Below are 17,054 nucleotides of genomic sequence, written 5' to 3'. Positions count from 1 at the left end.
ACGGGCTCAGGCCACCCGCGTGCCGCCGATGGGCACCACGGTGGCGCTGAACTCCTTCAGCAAGGCCTCCCTGCGGGCCGCGGCTTTCTCGGCCGCGGCCTCTTTCACGTGGCCGTAGCCGCGGATCTCCAGCGGCAGGCTGGCCAGCGCCACGGCGCGATCCAGGTTGCCGCGATTGAGCTTGCCCAGGATGGCGGTCAGCGTCTCGCGGTATTCGCGGATCAGCTCGCGTTCGGCGCGGCGCTCGGCGGTGTAGCCGAACGGATCGAACCGGGTCCCGCGCAGCCGGCGCATCGCGGCCAGCAGGCGGAACACCCGCAACATGCCGGGGCCGTAGCTGCGCTTGATCAGATGCCCGGCCGCGTCGCGCCGCGCGAACAGCGGCGGCGCCAGGTGAAAGCGCAGCTTCCAGCCGCCTTCGAACTGCTCGCCCACGCGCTTGAGGAATTCGCCGTCCGTGTACAGCCGCGCCACTTCGTACTCGTCCTTGTAGGCCATGAGCTTGAAATAGCCGCGCGCCACCGCCAGCGCCAGCCGGTTGGTGCCGGTGGCCTCGCGCTCGGCGTGCGCCACCTTGTCCACCAGATCCGTGTACTGCCGGGCGTAGGCCGCGTGCTGGTAGTCGGTCAGGAAGGCCTTGCGCACCGCCACCAGCCGCTCCAGTTCGTCGGCGGGTTTTTTCAGTTCCACCACGGGGCTGGCCTTGCGCGGGCGCTTCAGTTCGATGATGCCTTCGGGCAGCGCCGGGCGCGCGCCGCCTTCGGCCAGCAGGCGGTTCACGCCCGCCGGATCGCGCGCCGCGCGCCGGCCCCAGGCGAAGGCCGCGATATTGTTCGGCACCTGCTGGCCGTTGAGTTCGATGGCCCGCAGCAGCGCTTCCCGCGACAGCGGTATCCAGCCCTTCTGGTAGGCGTAGCCCATCATCAGCGGATTGGCGTAGATGGCGTCGCCCAGCAGGCCCACGGCCAGCGCGGCGGCGTCCACGCGGTCGAGGTTGTCCTTGCCGCAGGCGGCCTGCAGGTCGGCGGTGAGGTTGGCGCCCGGCAGCGTCCAGTCGGGATTGGCGACGAAGGCCGCGGTGGGCGCGGTGTCGCCGTTGAGCAGCACCCGCGTGCGCCCCGGCGCCAGCCGCGCCATGGATTCCATGCTGGTGGCCACCACCAGGTCGCCGGCCAGCAGCAGGTCGGCCTCGCCCATCGCGACCCGCGTGTTGAGCAGATCGTCCGGCGTGCGCGCCAGCACCACGTGCGAATACACCGCGCCGCCCTTTTGCGCCAGGCCGGCCATGTCCAGCACCGAACAGCCCTTGCCCTCGATATGGGCCGCCATGCCCAGCAGCTGGCCGATGGTGACCACGCCGGTGCCGCCCACGCCGGCGATGAACACGCCGTATGGCCGATCGAGCGCATGCGCGGCGGGCGGCGCGATGCCGGCGTCGATATCGCCGTCCTGCGCCAGCGCCTGCGGCCGCTTCAGCCGGCCGCCCTCCACCGTCACGAAGCTGGGACAAAAGCCCTTCAGACAGGAAAAATCCTTGTTGCAGCTGGACTGGTTGATCCGGCGCTTGCGGCCGAACTCGGTTTCCAGCGGCTCCACCGACAGGCAGTGCGACTGCTGCGAACAGTCGCCGCAGCCTTCGCACACGCGCTCGTTGATGACGACGCGGCGCGCCGGGTCGGGATAGGCGTTGCGCTTGCGGCGGCGGCGCTTCTCGGTGGCACAGGTCTGGTCGTAGATCAGCACCGACACGCCCGGATACTCGCGCAGCTCGCGCATCACGGCGTCCAGCTCGTCGCGGTGGCGCACCGGCGCGCCCGGCGCCAGGCCCTGCATGCCGCGATACTTGTCCGTGTCGTCCGTGACGATCACGATTTTCTCGATGCCCTCGGCCGCCACCTGGCGACTGATCATGGGCACGCTGAGCGGGCCGTCGACAGGCTGCCCGCCGGTCATGGCCACGGCGTCGTTGAACAGGATCTTGTAGGTGATGGGCGCCTTGGCCGCCACCGCCGCGCGTATCGCCAGCAGGCCGGAATGGAAATACGTGCCGTCGCCCAGGTTGGCGAACACGTGCTTTTCTTCGGTGAACGGCGCCTGGCCCACCCAGGGCACGCCCTCGCCGCCCATCTGCGTGAACACATCGGTGCTGCGGCCCATCCATCTGACCATGTAGTGGCAGCCTATGCCCGCCATCCCGCGCGAGCCTTCCGGCAGGCGGGTCGAGGTGTTGTGCGGACAGCCCGAACAGAACCAGGGCTTGCGCTCCTCGACCACGCGCGGGCGCGCCAGCGCCCGCTCGCGCTCGGCGATGAAGGCCAGGCGCGCCTCGATGCCGGCGCGCACGTCCGCCGGCAGGTCGAAGCGCAGCAGGCGCGAGGCGATGGCGCGCGCGACCATGGCGGGCGAGAACTCGTAATGCGCCGGCAGCAGCCAGTTGCCCTGCGGCACCGACCATTCGCCGCCGTCCTTGTCGTCGAACTTGCCCACCACGCGCGGAATCTTCTTGCCGCTGCCGAGCCAGCTGAACAGCTCTTCCTTCAGCTGGTATTCCAGCACCTGGCGCTTTTCCTCGATCACCAGGATCTCGTCCAGGCCTTCGGCGAAACGCTGCGTACCGGTGGATTCCAGCGGCCACACCATGCCCACCTTGAAGAGCCGCAGACCGATACGCCGGCACGCGTCTTCGGTCAGGCCCAGGTCGGACAGCGCCTGGCGCGTGTCCAGGTAGGCCTTGCCCGAGGTCATGATGCCGAAGCGCGCGTCGCGCTGCGGCACCTCCCAGAGTTCGCGGTTCAGGCCGTTGGCGCGCGCATAGGCCAGCGCGGCATAGAGCTTGTAGTCCAGCAGGCGCGCCTCCTGCTGCAGCGGCGTGTCGCCCAGCCGGATGTTCAGGCCGTCGGCCGGCAGCCGGAAATCCTCGGGCAGCCTGATCCGCACGCGCTGCGGATCGACGTCCACCGAGGCCGAGACCTCGACGATGTCGGTGATGCATTTCATGCCCACCCACACGCCGGCGTAGCGGCTCATCGCCCAGCCGTGCAGGCCGTAGTCCAGCACCTCCTGGACGCTGGCCGGAAACAGCACCGGAATCATGCAGGCCTTGAGGATGTGGTCGCTCTGGTGCGGCAGCGTCGAGGACTTGGCCGGGTGGTCGTCGCCCGCCACCACCAGCACGCCGCCGTGGCGCGCGGTGCCGGCCGCGTTGGCGTGCTTGAACACGTCGCCGCAGCGATCCACGCCGGGGCCCTTGCCGTACCACATGCCGAAGACGCCGTCGTATTTGGCGCCGGGAAACAGGTTGACCTGCTGCGAGCCCCATACGGCGGTGGCCGCCAGGTCTTCGTTGACGCCGGGCTGGAATTCGATGTGGCGGGCCTTCAGGTGCGCGGCCGCCTTCCACATGTTCTGGTCCACCCCGCCCAGCGGCGAGCCGCGGTAGCCGGACACGAAGCCCGCCGTGTTCAGCCCCGCCTGCTGGTCGCGCATGCGCTGCATCATGGGCAGGCGCACCAGGGCATGGATACCGCTCATCCAGGCACGCCCGGACTCCAGGATGTACTTGTCGTCCAACTGGACCGATTCAAGCGCCGCGCGCAGGTCAGGCGAAACAGGGGCATTCATGTCCACTCCGTGAGCAGTGAAGTCCGGCATTCCCTTCCCGGTTGTAACCGCTCCCCCCACCCCCGGCAATAGGGCGATGCGATAATTGCCGCCATGGACTTCGCCTCACGTATCGTCGCCTGGCAACGCCGGCATGGCCGCCATGATCTGCCCTGGCAGAACACGCGCGACCCTTATCGCATCTGGCTGTCAGAGATCATGCTGCAGCAGACCCAGGTCGCCACCGTGATCCCGTATTACGAGCGCTTCCTGCAGCGCTTTCCGGACGTGGCGGCGCTGGCCGCGGCCGCCCAGGAAGACGTGATGCCTTACTGGGCCGGGCTGGGTTATTACGCCCGCGCCCGCAATCTGCATCGCTGCGCGCAGGAAATCGTGCGCGACTGGAACGGCCGCTTTCCGCCCACCGCCGAAGGCATCGCCACGCTGCCGGGCATCGGCCGCTCCACCGCCGCGGCGATCGCGGCGTTCGCCTACGGCGAGCGCTCGCCCATCCTGGACGGCAACGTCAAGCGCGTATTCACCCGCCACTTCGGCATCGCCGGCGATCCGGCGCGGCGCGAAATCGAGCAGCGCCTGTGGGCGCTGGCCGAGGCCCAGGTCGAGGCCGCGCCCGACCTGGACATGGCCGCCTACACGCAAGGACTGATGGACCTGGGCGCCACGCTCTGCACCCGCGGCAAGCCGGCCTGCGACAAGTGTCCGGTGGCCGACAGCTGCGTGGCCCGGCGCGAAGGCCGCCAGGCCGAACTGCCCACGCCCAAGGCGCGCAAGGCCATTCCCGAACGCGAGACCTGTATGCTGGTGCTGCGCCACCAGGGCGCATTCCTGCTGCAGCAGCGGCCCGAGCCGGGCATCTGGGGCGGGCTGTGGAGCCTGCCCGAATTCGACGCCGCGCAAGACCCCGACAGCGCCTCGCGCGCGCTGGGCCTGGAGCCGGAAGAACGCTTCGAGCTGGCGGCGTTCGCCCATACGTTCACGCACTACCGCCTGCATATCAAGCCGTGGCTGGTGCCGGTGCGCGCGGCCGGCATCCGCGAAGACGCCGCGCCGCAACGCTGGGTGCCCGCGGATCAGCTGGCCACAGTGGCCTTGCCGGCGCCGGTGAAGAAGCTGTTGCTGGGGCTGGTGGAGGCGGGGATGCAGGAGGGGTTGTTCAGGGATGGGTAGCGCGGTCCAGATGGGTTACGCGCGCTTGATGTCTGGGTTCTTGTGCAAAAAATCTCGCGCTGCACCCATCCTACGCATGGGGACCCTGGCACGTAGGATGGGTGCGCGAAACCCATCAGGCAACATCAGCCGCCCCTCCCCCCAGTAACATCACCAGCTTCAGGTCCGGGTGCGTGGCCAGGCGGAACGTGATCTGCTGGTAGGCCAGCTTGCCGCGCCGCGGGTGCTGGAATTCGCGCAGCCCCCCTTCGCGCTCGACCACCGCGTGGCGCGTCCACCAGTGCGCGAACACCGGGCTTTGCCGGCCCAGTTCGTCCAGCAGCCCCAGCACCACCGGCTCGTCCAGGTGCGCGCCCGCGTCGGCGCGGAATTCGGCCACAACGCGCCGGGCGCGCTGGTCCCAGTCCACCACCAGTTCGCGCGCGGCCGGGTCCAGGAAGATGTAGCGCAGCAGATTGGGTTCGGCGTCGCGCCGCGGCCAGTCGTCGAACAGGTCGCGCAGCGGCTCGTTGTAGGCCAGCACGTTCCAGGCGCGGTCCAGCACATAGGCCGGCGCGTTGATGGCGTTGACGCATTCCTGCAAAGGCCCGGGCACGCCGCCGTCGTCGCGCGCGTGCTGGGGGTCGGCGCAGTCGGCCAGGTCGAACAGGTAGGCGCGCTCGGCGCGCGCCAGCTGCAGCACGCCGGCGATGCGCGACCAGACCGAGGGCGATACCGAGACCTCCCGGCCCTGCTCGATCCAGGTGTACCAGGTCACGCTGATGCCGCACAGCTGGGCGACCTCTTCGCGCCGCAGGCCGGGCGTGCGGCGGCGCATGCCTTCGGGCAGGCCGGCCATCTGCGGCGTGATGCGCGAGCGGGCGCTGCGCACGAACTCACCCAGCGCCTGGCGGCGCACGCGGGAACCTTCATGGCCGGCGGTTCCGGCCTGGGGGGAAGTAGTCATACCAGGATCAGCAATGGACTTGTACGTGTATGGGAGCGCGCCTATCTTAGCGCCTGCACCCCATTTCCCACCAAGGACGCCCATGACCGCCAGCACGCACGACGCCGCCGTCGACCGCCAGTTCAGCCCCCGCGCCGCCGCCTACCTCACCAGCGCCGTTCACGCCCAGGGCGAGGACCTGCTGCAGATGGCCGAGATCGCCGCCCGCCACCCCGGCGCCCGGCTGCTGGACCTGGGCTGCGGCGGCGGCCACGTGAGCTTTCACGTCGCGCCGCGGGTCGCCCACGTCACCGCCTACGACCTGTCGCAGCAGATGCTGGACGTGGTCGCCGGCGAAGCCGCCAAACGCGGGCTGGCCAATCTCGCCACCTGTCAGGGCAAGGCCGAGCATTTGCCCTTCGGCGACGGCGAGTTCGACCTGGTGATGTCGCGCTATTCCACCCACCACTGGCAGGACGCCGGACGCGGCCTGCGCGAGGCGCTGCGCGTGCTCAAGCCCGGCGGCACCGCCGTGTTCGCCGACGTGGTCTCGCCGGGCGAGCCGCTGCTCGACACCTGGCTGCAGACCATCGAGGTGCTGCGCGACACCTCGCACGTGCGCGATTACTCGGTGGCCGAGTGGACCCGCATGCTGACCGAAGCCGGCTTCACGCTGCAGGGCCTGACGCCGCGCCGCCTGCCGCTGGAATTCCAGTCCTGGGTGGCGCGCATGCGCACGCCGAACACGCTGGTGGCGGCGCTGCGCCACATGTTCGGCATCGCGCCGGACGTGGTGCGCACGCACTACGAGGTGCAGGAAGACGGGTCTTTCACCAGCGACACCGCCACCATCGTGGTGAAGAAACCGGGCTGAAGCGGGGCCGGCCGCGCGGCGGACTCGACAGCCGCCGCGCCGACCTTGTATAGATACGGATGACCTTTCAATCCGTGCCGCAAGGAAGCCCCATGACCGACTCCTCCAGACAGCCCTCGCCCGACCTGACCGTTGCGCAGGCCGCGGCGCTGATCCGCCAGGGCGCCCTGACCAGCGTGGCGCTGACCCAGTCCTGCCTGGACCGCATCGCCGCCCGCCAGGACCTGAACGCTTTCATCACCGTGGACCGCGAAGGCGCGCTGGCCCAGGCCGCGGCCCGCGACGCGGCGCGCGCCCGGGCTGGCCGGAGCGCCGGCCCGCTGGACGGGGTGCCCATCGCCATCAAGGACAACATCCACGTCGCCGGCCTGCCCAATACGGCGGGCACGCCCGCGCTCAAGGATTTCCGCCCGGCCGAGGACGCGCCGGTGGTGCGCCGGCTGCGCGAGGCCGGCGCGGTGATCGTCGGCAAGACGCATATGCACGAGCTGGCGTTCGGGGTCTCGGGCTACAACCCCGCGTTTCCCGGCGCGCACGGCGCAGGCACGCGCAACGCCTACGACGCCGGCCGCATCGCCGGCGGTTCGTCCTCGGGCAGCGGCGCGGCGGTCGGCGCGCGCCTGGCGCCGGCGGCCCTGGGCACCGACACCGGGGCCTCGGTACGGCTGCCGGCCGCGCTCAACGGCGCCGTCGGGTTCCGGCCCACGGTGGAACGCTACGACGGCGCCGGCATCACGCCGATCTCGCACACCCGCGACACGCCGGGGCCTATCGCCAACAGCATGGAAGACGTGGCGCTGCTGGACGCGGTGCTGGCCGGCGACGACCGGCCGCTGGCCGCGCCGCCCGCCGCCGGGCTGCGGCTGGGCCTGTGCGCGTATTTCTGGAAAGACCTGGAGCCGCCGGTGCAGGCGGTCATGGACGCCGCCCTGGCCCGGCTGCGCGCCGCCGGCGCGCAGCTGGTGGAGCTGGACATGCCGGGCCTGCAGGAAAGCAACGCCGCGGTCGGCATGCCGGTGTGCCTGTACGAACAGAAAACGGACCTGGCGGACTACCTGCGGCGTTATGGCACGGGCCTGAGCATGGAGCAGGTGGTGGCGCAGATCGCCAGCCCCGACGTCAAGGCCATCTTCGACGGCCTGGTCATGCCCGGCGTGCTGCCCACGCCCGCCGGCGAGATGCTGCCGCTGCAGCCGCTGTACGAACGCGCCATGGCCGTGCACCGCGGCGAACTCATCGAGGTCTACCGCCGCGCGTTCCAGCAGCACGCGCTGGACGCGCTGCTGTTTCCGACTTCGCCCGTGCTGCCCATGGCCGCCACGCCCGAGGCCAGCAGCCTGGAGAACTTCAGCCGGCTGGCGCGCAACGTGGACCCCGGCAGCAACGCCGGCCTGCCCGGACTGAGCGTGCCGGCGGGCCTGTCGGCGCAGGGCCTGCCGGTGGGGCTGGAGATCGACGGGCTGCCGGGCGAGGATCGCAAGATATTGGCGATCGGGATGACGCTGGAGGCGGTGTTGGGAAGGCTGGCGGGGCCTGCGCGCTGACCGCGCCGGCCCCAAACCCTCACCCCAGGTTCGGCGCCAGCGTCCGTTTCAGGTCTTCGATGCTGCGCCCGCTGCGCGCCGCGTAATCCTGCAACTGGTCCTCGCCGATCACGCCCACGTTGAAGTACTGCGACTGCGGGTGGCTGAAGTAGAAACCGGACACGCTGGAGGCCGGATACATGGCGTAGCTGTCGGTCAGCGTCATGCCGATGTCGGCGCCGTCGAGCACGCGGAACAGGTCGGTCTTGACCACGTGCTCCGGGCAGGCGGGGTAGCCGGGCGCGGGTCGGATGCCCACGTATTTCTCGGCGATCATGTCCTCGTTGGTCAGGGCCTCGTCGGGCGCGTAGCCCCACAGGTCCTGGCGCACGCGGGCGTGCAGGCATTCGGCGAAGGCTTCGGCCAGGCGGTCGGCCAGGGACTTCAGCATGATGCTGGAGTAGTCGTCCAGCGCCTTCTCGAATTCGGCTTCCTTCTTCTCGATGCCCAGGCCGGCGGTCACGGCGAACATGCCGATGTAGTCGAGCTTGCCGCTGGACCTGGGCGCGATGAAGTCCGACAGCGACTTGTTGCTCACGCCCTCGCGCTTGGCGCCCTGCTGGCGCAGGTTGCGGTAGGTGAACAGCACTTCGCTGCGGGTTTCGTCCTTGTAGACCTCGATGTCCTCGTCGTTGACGCTGTTGGCCGGGTAGAAGCCGACCACGCCGTTGGCGGTCAGCCAGCGGCCTTCGACGATGCGCTTCATCATGGCCTGGCCGTCGGCGTAGACCTTGCGCGCCTGCTCGCCCACGACCTTGTCGTCCAGGATCGCCGGGAACGGGCCGAACAGGCTCCAGGTCTGGAAGAACGGGCCCCAGTCCACGTACTTCGCGATCTCGGCCAGGTCGTAGCTCTTGAAGCTGCGCCGGCCGATGAATTTCGGACGCGGCGGCGTGTAGGCGTCCCAGTCGATCTGCGGGCGCGAGGCGCGCGCCTCGGCCAGCGGCAGGATGGGCGTGGCCTTGCGGTTGGCGTGGCGGCGGCGCACGTCTTCGTATTCCTGGGCCAGCTCGGCCAGGTAGGCTTCCGACTGGTCGGACATCAGGCTGGTGGCCACGCCGACCGAGCGGCTGGCGTCCGGCACGTAGATGACCGGGCCTTCGTAGTTGGGCGCGATCTTCACGGCGGTATGCACGCGGCTGGTGGTGGCCCCGCCTATCATCAGCGGGATCTTGCGGCTGCGGAAGTATTCGTCGCGCTGCATTTCCGAGGCGACGTAGGCCATTTCCTCGAGGCTGGGCGTGATCAGGCCGGACAGGCCGACGATGTCGGCGTTTTCTTCCTTGGCCTTCTCCAGGATCTGCGCGCAGGGCACCATCACGCCCATGTTCACGACCTCGAAGTTATTGCATTGCAGGACCACCGACACGATGTTCTTGCCGATGTCGTGCACGTCGCCCTTGACGGTGGCGATGACGATCTTGCCCTTGGCGCGCACGTCGCCGCCGGCCGCCGCGATCTGGCGCTTTTCTTCCTCGATGAAGGGAATCAGGTGCGCCACGGCCTGCTTCATGACGCGGGCCGACTTGACCACCTGCGGCAGGAACATCTTGCCCGCGCCGAACAGGTCGCCCACGACGTTCATGCCGTCCATCAGCGGGCCCTCGATCACTTCGATCGGACGGCCGCCGCGCGCGGCGATCTTCTGGCGCACTTCTTCCGTGTCTTCCACGATGAAGGCCGTGATGCCGTGCACCAGCGCGTGCGACAGGCGCTGCTCGACCTCCGCATTGCGCCAGCTCAGGTCCTCTTCCTTCTTGGCCCCGGCGCCCTTGACGCTGTCGGCGAACTGCACCAGGCGCTCGGTGGGCGTGCGCTCGTCGTCGGCCTCGGTCTTGCCCACGGGCTCGGGCCGGTCCAGGATCACGTCCTCGACCAGGTCGCGCAGCTTGGGCTCCAGGTCCGCGTACACGCCGAGCTGGCCGGCGTTGACGATGCCCATGGTCATGCCTTCGCGCACCGCGTAGTACAGGAACACGGTGTGGATGGCCTCGCGCATGGGCTCGTTGCCGCGGAACGAGAAGCTCACGTTGGACACGCCGCCCGAAATGCGGGCGTGCGGCAGGTTCTCGCGGATCCAGCGCGTGCCTTCGATGAAGTCCATCGCGTAATGGTTGTGCTCGTCGATGCCGGTGGCGACGGCGAACACGTTCGGATCGAAAATGATGTCCTCGGGCGGGAAGCCCTCTTCCTCGACCAGGATCTTGTAGGCGCGGCCGCAGATTTCCTTGCGCCGTTCCAGCGTGTCGGCCTGGCCCTGCTCGTCGAAGGCCATCACCACCACCGCGGCGCCGTAGCGCCGGCACAGGCGCGCGTGCTCGCGGAAGCTGTCCAGGCCTTCCTTCATGGATATCGAGTTCACCACCGGCTTGCCCTGCACGCACTTCAGGCCGGCCTCGATGACTTCCCACTTGGAGCTGTCGATCATGATCGGCACGCGCGCGATGTCCGGTTCGGAGGCGATCAGGTTCAGGAAGCGGTGCATGCAGGCCACCGAATCCAGCATGGCCTCGTCCATGTTGATGTCGATGATCTGCGCGCCGTTCTCGACCTGCTGGCGGGCCACCGCCAGCGCCTCGTCGTATTTCTCTTCGCGGATCAGGCGGGCGAACATTTTGCTGCCGGTGACGTTGGTGCGCTCGCCGACGTTGACGAACAGCGTCTCTTCGTCGATGTTCAAGGGTTCCAGGCCCGACAGGCGCGTCTTGACCGGAATGTCGGGCACGGCGCGCGGCGTCAGCGCGGCGACCTTCCCGGCGATGGCGCGGATGTGGTCGGGCGTGGTGCCGCAACAGCCGCCGGACATGTTCACCAGCCCGGCGCGCGCGAACTCCTCCAGCAGCGCCGAGGTGTCGGCCGGGGTTTCGTCGAAGCCGGTCTCGGCCATGGGGTTGGGCAGGCCGGCGTTGGGATAGACGCAGACGTAGGTGTCGCAGATCTTGGACAGCTCGGCCACGTAGGGCCGCATCAGCGCCGCGCCCAGCGCGCAGTTCAGGCCGATGGTGATGGGCCGCGCGTGGCGCACCGAGTTCCAGAAGGCCTCCACGGTCTGGCCCGACAGAATGCGCCCGGAGGCGTCGGTCACCGTGCCGGAGATCATCACGGGCAGGCGGATGCCGCGCTCCTCGAACACCTGCTCGGTGGCGTAGATGGCCGCCTTGGCGTTGAGGGTGTCGAAAATGGTTTCGATCAGGACGATGTCGATGCCGCCGTCGAGCAGCCCGTTGAGCTGTTCGACATAGGCGGTGCGCAGCTCGTCGAAGGTGACGTTGCGCGCGCCCGGATCGTTCACATCGGGCGAGATCGAGGCGGTCTTGGGCTGCGGACCCAGCGCGCCGGCCACGAAACGCGGCTTGTCCGGCGTGCTGTAGGCGTCACAGGCCGCGCGCGCCAGTTTTGCCGATTCCAGGTTCAGCTCATAGGCCAGGCCCGGCAGGTCGTAGTCGCCCTGGGCGATGGAGGTGGCGCCGAACGTGTTGGTCTCGATGACGTCGGCCCCGGCCTCCAGGTACTGGCGGTGGATCTCGGCGATCACGTCGGGGCGCACCAGCGACAGCAGTTCGTTGTCGCCCTTGAGGTCCTTGCCGTGGTCCTTGAAGCGCTCGCCGCGGAAATCCGCTTCGCCCAGCTTGTAGCGCTGGATCATGGTGCCCATGGCGCCATCCAGGATCAGGATGCGCTGGCCCAGCAGGCGGGCGAAATCGCCGCCCTGGGTATAGGCTTCGGGCGGGTATGGCAGGCGGGGATACGACACGGGCAGGTCCGGATGGAGTGGGTGGCGACGACGGCGCGGTGTGGCTAAAAAGCGAAAAACGCCGAAAAAACAAGTCTTGATCGTAACAAAATGGGCTGGCCCGCGCCCGCCGGTGATACAGTTTCCGCCCCGAACCGGTGCTTTCGGCGCAATGCGCCTGCAGGAACGCAACACTTGCAGGCCGCGTGCGAAAGGTAAACGGGAAACAGGAAGATGTCCGCAGGACGGCAGGCCCAGGCCCGCCCCCGGCTCCAGCCTGTGCTGCCCCCGCAACGGTCCCCATGCGCGCGCCGCGCCATGGCAGCCCGATACCGGCCTGTTCGCCAGTCAGGACGTTCCCGTCCTCCCATCGTGCATGGCCTGCGGGGTCGCGGGCCGTATCGAGGTTACGTAGATGAAAGCCCGCTCCATCCGGCGTTACGCCGGCGCCCTGCTCTGTTCCGCTCCGGCCATCGCCGCCGCCCAGCAAACCGACGCCTCCGCCCCCGAACTCGACCCGGTCACCGTCACCGCCCAGCGCGTGCCGACCGACGGCCGCACGCTGCCGGTGTCGATCTCGGTCATCAGCGCCCGCGACATCGAGGCCAGCAGCGCCCGCACCATGCAGGACCTGCTGTCGACGCAGGCGGGCATCCATCTGCTCAACACCACGGGATCGAGCGACAACGCCATCGTGGACCTGCGCGGCTTCGGCATCACCGGCGCCAGCAACACCCTGATCCTGATCGACGGGGTCAAGCAGAACACCAACGACCTGTCCGCGCCCAGCCTGGGCGTGGTGCCGCTGGACCAGGTCGAGCGCATCGAGATCGTGCGCGGCAGCGGCTCGGTCCAGTACGGCGGCGGCACCACCGGCGGCGTGATCAACATCATCACCCGCAAGGACTTCGCCGCGGAGCCGGTGACGGCCCGCGCCACCGCCACCCTCGGCAGCTACGGCCTGCGCCAGTACGACGCCGCCGTGGCCCTGAACAACGAGAAGGTCGGCGTCGACGCCTATATGCAGTCGCTGCACACCGACGGCTACCGCGACCACAGCGGCGAACGCCGCGAAGGCGGCGGCGGCGGCATCACGCTGCGCCACGACGGCGGTTCGCTGCGCCTGTACGGACGCACCACCAGCCAGAAGCTGGAGCTGCCCGGCCCGCGCACCATCAACCCGACCACCGGCGTCAACGAATACCAGGACGACCGCCGCGGCGCCAAGAACGACGTCGACTACGTCGACACCACGACCACCACCTTCGGCCTGCAGGCCGAGCAGCGGATCGGCGCCGGCACGCTGTACGCCGACCTGTCGACCCGCGAAAAGAAGCTCGACGGCCTGACCTACGACGGCTTCGGCGACATCCTGCGCGACCAGAAGCTGGAAGAGAACATCGCCAGCGTGCGCTACCAGCTGCCGATCTCGGGCGGCCACAGCCTGGTCTTCGGCGCCGACGCGCAGGAAGCCAAGACCACGGCCAATCAGAACGCCTACTACGACTTCGAACCGTCGAAGTGGCGATCCCGCCAGCACCAGTACGGCCTGTTCGCCGAAGGCCAGATCCGCGCCACCGACAGCACCTACGTGACCGCCGGCGTGCGCCGCCAGTACGCGTCCGACGATCTGGACGTGATCAGCGGCACCGGCACGGCCTCCGACCGCAGCAACCACCTCACCGCCTGGCAGCTGGGCGTGCGCCAGGACCTGGCCGCCGGCTTCGGCGTCTACGGCAAGATCGGCCGCAGCTTCCGCCTGCCCAACGCCGACGAACTGCTGTCGGTGCAAAGCCCGCTGGCGGCGCAGACCTCGACGGACAAGGAAATCGGCATCACCTGGCAGGACGCCCGCAGCAGCGCCCGCCTGTCGTACTTCCGTTCCGACCTGACCAACGAAATCCAGTACAACCCGCTGGCCGACGGCATCTGGGGCCCCGGCACCGGCGCCAACACCAACCTGGACCCGACCCGGCGCCAGGGCGTCGAACTGGAAGGCCATACGGCGCTGACCAGCAGCCTGGCGCTGGACGCCAACGTGACCTGGATGGAAGCGCAATTCCGCTCCGGCACCTACGCCGGCGTGGACCTGTCCGGCAAGACCGTGCCGCTGGCCCCGAAGTGGCTGGCCAACGCCGGCGTCACCTGGCGCCCGACCGACGCCTTCCTGTGGAACGTGACCGCGCAATACGTGGGCAAGTCGCGCATGGACAACGACCAGGCCAACCAGTTCGGCAAGCAGCTCGACGCCTACGTGCTGTTCAATACCAAGCTGGCGTATAAATTCACCCGCAACATCGAAGGCGCCATCGGCGTGAACAACATCTTCGACCGCGAATACGCCACCTACGGCATCCGCGGCGGCAACGCCTCGTTCGAGATGCTGGGCCCGGTCGCCAACTACAGCCTGTACCCCGCCCCGGGCCGCAACTTCTACGCGTCGCTCACGCTGCGCTACTGAGGCCGGCTCCCGGTACCACCGAGGCCCTGGCATGACAGCAAAGCGCGTCCGCATCGCCGCAGGCCTGGCGCTGATCCTGGCGCTGGGCGCCGCGCCCGTCCTGGCGCGGGGCGGCGCGCCGATCCAGGTCACCGACGACCGCGGCCGCGAGGTGGCGTTGTCCGCGCCGGCGCGGCGCGCCGTCACGCTGGCCCCGCACGCCACCGAGCTGGTGTACGCGGCGGGCGCGGGCGACTACATCGCCGCCACCATCCGCGGCAGCGACTATCCGCCAGCCGCCCGCGCGCTGCCGGTGATCGGCGACGGCACCCAACCCGATCCCGAACGGGTGGCGGCCGCCCGCCCCGACCTGCTGATCGCCTGGCAGACGGCCGCCGCCGAGCCGCTGGCGCGGGTCATGGACAAGCTGGGCGTGCCGGTCTTCTACAGCGATCCGCAGCGCCTGGACGCCATCCCCGGCGCGGTCGAGCGCATGGGCGTGCTGTTCGGCACCGAAGCCCGCGCGCGGCCGGCCGCCGACGCGCTGCGCGCTCGGCTCGACGCCCTGAAGGCGCGCTACGCCGGGCGCCGGCCGGTGCGCGTGTTCGTGCAGGCCGGCCTGGAACCGATCTACACCCTGAACGACGCCAGCATCGTCAGCGACGCGCTGCGCGCCTGCGGCGGCGTCAACGTCTTCGGCCAGGCGCCCGTGGTGGCCCCGCAGGTCACGCTGGAAAGCGTGCTGGCGGCCCGGCCCGAGGCCGTGCTGGCCGGCGTCGCCGGGCCGCAGGACACCGCGCGCAATCTCGCCGCCTGGCAGGCGCTGGGCCTGCCCGCCGCCCGCCAGGGCCACGTCTACGGCATCGACGCCGACGCGCTGTACCGCCCCGGCCCGCGCCTGCTGGACGCCGCCGAAACCCTGTGCGCCGACCTGGACCGGCTGCGCCGCTGAGCGGGCCGCGCCGCGATCGCCAAATAGTGGAACGGCGGCGCGCCGCCGGCGGGCGCTTCGTGCTTTATCATTCGGCAACGATATGCCAGTCCCCGCGGGCCCCGCATCGTGCGCGCCCGCTCTTTGAAGCTCCGCCATGACCACTCAAGACACCCTCACCATCGCCGGCCGCGCCTATTCGTCGCGCCTGCTCGTCGGCACCGGCAAATACAAAGACTTCGAACAGACCCGCGCGGCGCTGGACGCCAGCGGCACCGAGATCGTCACGGTCGCGATCCGCCGCACCAACATCGGCCAGAACGCCGGCGAACCGAACCTGCTGGACTACGTCCCGCCCTCGAAATTCACGCTGCTGCCCAACACCGCCGGCTGCTACAGCGCCGACGACGCCGTGCGCACGCTGCGCCTGGCGCGCGAGCTGCTCGACGGCCACGACCTGGTCAAGCTGGAAGTGCTGGGCGACCCGCACACCCTGTTCCCCAACATGCCGGAAACCCTCAAGGCCACCAAGACGCTGGTCGACGAAGGCTTCAAGGTCATGGTGTATTGCACCGACGACCCGATCCAGTGCCGCATGCTGGAAGACCTGGGCGCCGTGGCGGTGATGCCGCTGGCCTCGCTGATCGGCTCGGGCATGGGCATCCTGAACCCCTGGAACCTGCGCCTCATCATCGAACAGGCCCGCGTGCCCATCGTGGTGGACGCCGGCGTGGGCACCGCCTCGGACGCCGCCATCGCCATGGAACTGGGCTGCGACGCCGTGCTCATGAACACCGCCATCGCCGGCGCGCGCGACCCGATCCTGATGGCCAGCGCCATGAAAAAGGGCGTGGAAGCCGGCCGCGAAGCCTTCCTGGCCGGCCGCATGCCCAAGAAGCTGTACAGCGGCGCGCCCAGCTCGCCCACCGAAGGCCTGATCACCGGCGGCGCCAAATGAGCACCCGCCCCATCCCCAACGCGCTGACCATCGCCGGGGTCGATCCCTCCGGCGGCGCCGGCATCCTGGCCGACGTCAAGGCCATGAGCGCGCTGGGCGCCTATGGCTGCTCGGTCATCGCGGCCCTGACCGCCCAGAACACCCGCGGCGTCAGCGGCATTTCGGCGGTGCCGCCGGCCTTCGTGGGCCAGCAGATCGACACGCTGTTCGAGGACGTGCGCATCGACGCGGTCAAGATCGGCATGCTGGGCCAGCAGCCGGTGATCCAGGTCGTGGCCGAGAAGCTCGCCAAATGGACGCCGGCGCACGTGGTGCTGGACCCGGTCATGGTGGCCAAGAGCGGCGACCTGCTGCTGGAGCGCGACGCCGTGGGCGCCATGCGCGAGGCGCTGCTGCCGCAGGCCACCCTGCTCACGCCCAACCTGCCCGAGGCCGGCGTGCTGCTCGAAGAGCGCCCGGTCGAGACGGTCAAGGAAATGCGCCGCGTGGCCGAACGGCTGCGCAACAAGCTGGCGTATGCCGGCGAGCGCTGGGTGCTCGTCAAGGGCGGCCACCTGCCGGGCGACGACACCATCGACCTGCTGCATGACGGCGACCGCATGATCGAGCTGCCCGGCCACCGCATCGCCACGGCCAACACCCACGGCACCGGCTGCACGCTGTCGGCGGCGCTGGCGGCGCTGCTGCCGCAAACCGGGGACGTACCAGAGGCCGCCCGGCGCGCCAAGGCCTACCTGACCGAGGCCATCCGCCACGCGGAGCGCCTGTCGGTGGGTTCCGGCCACGGGCCGGTGCACCACTTCCACGCCTGGTGGTAGGCGC

At 69.6% G+C, this 17,054-nt stretch carries 10 protein-coding genes; 7 read left to right on the top strand and 3 right to left on the bottom strand.

Annotated elements, in window-relative coordinates:
* Positions 1-6: 6 nt before the first annotated feature.
* Entirely contained in the window at positions 7-3,621 is a 3,615-nt protein-coding gene (locus AC1M14_RS02250; RefSeq protein ID WP_479730878.1) for an indolepyruvate ferredoxin oxidoreductase family protein, read from the bottom strand.
* 93 nt (positions 3,622-3,714) lie between these two features.
* Here AC1M14_RS02250 and mutY point away from each other — a divergent pair, with 93 nt between their 5' ends.
* Positions 3,715-4,788, top strand: coding sequence for an A/G-specific adenine glycosylase (gene mutY / locus AC1M14_RS02245; RefSeq protein WP_168202192.1), 1,074 nt, complete (start codon positions 3,715-3,717; stop codon positions 4,786-4,788).
* A gap of 115 nt (positions 4,789-4,903) precedes the next feature.
* Here mutY and AC1M14_RS02240 read toward each other — a convergent pair whose 3' ends face one another.
* Complete coding sequence (locus AC1M14_RS02240) at positions 4,904-5,734, bottom strand: helix-turn-helix transcriptional regulator (protein ID WP_102773302.1); 831 nt, start codon at positions 5,732-5,734, stop codon at positions 4,904-4,906.
* Between the two features lie 82 nt (positions 5,735-5,816).
* Here AC1M14_RS02240 and AC1M14_RS02235 point away from each other — a divergent pair, with 82 nt between their 5' ends.
* Complete coding sequence (locus tag AC1M14_RS02235; protein WP_479730877.1) at positions 5,817-6,587, top strand: class I SAM-dependent methyltransferase; 771 nt, start codon at positions 5,817-5,819, stop codon at positions 6,585-6,587.
* Between the two features lie 92 nt (positions 6,588-6,679).
* Positions 6,680-8,131 carry an indoleacetamide hydrolase gene (gene iaaH / locus AC1M14_RS02230; RefSeq protein WP_479730876.1) on the top strand — a complete coding sequence of 484 codons (1,452 nt, stop codon included), beginning with the start codon at positions 6,680-6,682 and terminating at the stop codon, positions 8,129-8,131.
* A 19-nt stretch (positions 8,132-8,150) separates the two neighbouring features.
* Here iaaH and metH read toward each other — a convergent pair whose 3' ends face one another.
* On the bottom strand, positions 8,151-11,924 hold the full coding sequence (gene metH, locus AC1M14_RS02225) for a methionine synthase (RefSeq protein ID WP_102773299.1): 3,774 nt from the start codon (positions 11,922-11,924) through the stop codon (positions 8,151-8,153).
* A 394-nt stretch (positions 11,925-12,318) separates the two neighbouring features.
* On the opposite strand from metH, the gene AC1M14_RS02220 reads away from it, so the two are divergent.
* The 4 genes from AC1M14_RS02220 to thiD all read left to right on the top strand — a co-directional run bounded on the left by AC1M14_RS02220 (position 12,319) and on the right by thiD (position 17,050).
* Entirely contained in the window at positions 12,319-14,364 is a 2,046-nt protein-coding gene (locus AC1M14_RS02220; protein ID WP_102773298.1) for a TonB-dependent receptor, read from the top strand.
* Positions 14,365-14,395: 31 nt separating this feature from the next.
* Positions 14,396-15,295 carry a cobalamin-binding protein gene (locus tag AC1M14_RS02215; protein WP_102773297.1) on the top strand — a complete coding sequence of 300 codons (900 nt, stop codon included), beginning with the start codon at positions 14,396-14,398 and terminating at the stop codon, positions 15,293-15,295.
* Positions 15,296-15,431: 136 nt separating this feature from the next.
* Positions 15,432-16,232: a thiazole synthase gene (locus tag AC1M14_RS02210; protein ID WP_102773296.1), complete on the top strand. Its 801-nt coding sequence runs from the start codon at positions 15,432-15,434 to the stop codon at positions 16,230-16,232.
* The gene (thiD, locus tag AC1M14_RS02205) at positions 16,229-17,050 is read left to right on the top strand and encodes a bifunctional hydroxymethylpyrimidine kinase/phosphomethylpyrimidine kinase (protein ID WP_102773295.1); all 822 of its coding nucleotides are present in this window, start codon (positions 16,229-16,231) and stop codon (positions 17,048-17,050) included. Before AC1M14_RS02210 ends, thiD begins: the two co-directional genes overlap by 4 nt.
* The last annotated feature ends 4 nt before the right edge of the window (positions 17,051-17,054 follow it).

The sequence above is a fragment of the Achromobacter sp. SX5 genome (genome assembly GCF_056711425.1).
This window is presented reverse-complemented; position numbering and strand designations above follow the sequence as displayed.

Excerpts from the sequence above, each read along its gene's own strand:
- AC1M14_RS02215 (WP_102773297.1), top strand. The coding sequence starts at position 14,396 with ATGACAGCAAAGCGCGTCCGCATCGCCGCAGGCCTGGCGCTGATCCTG.
- AC1M14_RS02220 (WP_102773298.1), top strand. The coding sequence starts at position 12,319 with ATGAAAGCCCGCTCCATCCGGCGTTACGCCGGCGCCCTGCTCTGTTCC.
- iaaH (WP_479730876.1), top strand. The coding sequence starts at position 6,680 with ATGACCGACTCCTCCAGACAGCCCTCGCCCGACCTGACCGTTGCGCAG.
- mutY (WP_168202192.1), top strand. The coding sequence starts at position 3,715 with ATGGACTTCGCCTCACGTATCGTCGCCTGGCAACGCCGGCATGGCCGC.
- AC1M14_RS02240 (WP_102773302.1), bottom strand. The coding sequence starts at position 5,734 with ATGACTACTTCCCCCCAGGCCGGAACCGCCGGCCATGAAGGTTCCCGC.
- AC1M14_RS02250 (WP_479730878.1), bottom strand. The coding sequence starts at position 3,621 with ATGAATGCCCCTGTTTCGCCTGACCTGCGCGCGGCGCTTGAATCGGTC.
- thiD (WP_102773295.1), top strand. The coding sequence starts at position 16,229 with ATGAGCACCCGCCCCATCCCCAACGCGCTGACCATCGCCGGGGTCGAT.
- AC1M14_RS02210 (WP_102773296.1), top strand. The coding sequence starts at position 15,432 with ATGACCACTCAAGACACCCTCACCATCGCCGGCCGCGCCTATTCGTCG.
- AC1M14_RS02235 (WP_479730877.1), top strand. The coding sequence starts at position 5,817 with ATGACCGCCAGCACGCACGACGCCGCCGTCGACCGCCAGTTCAGCCCC.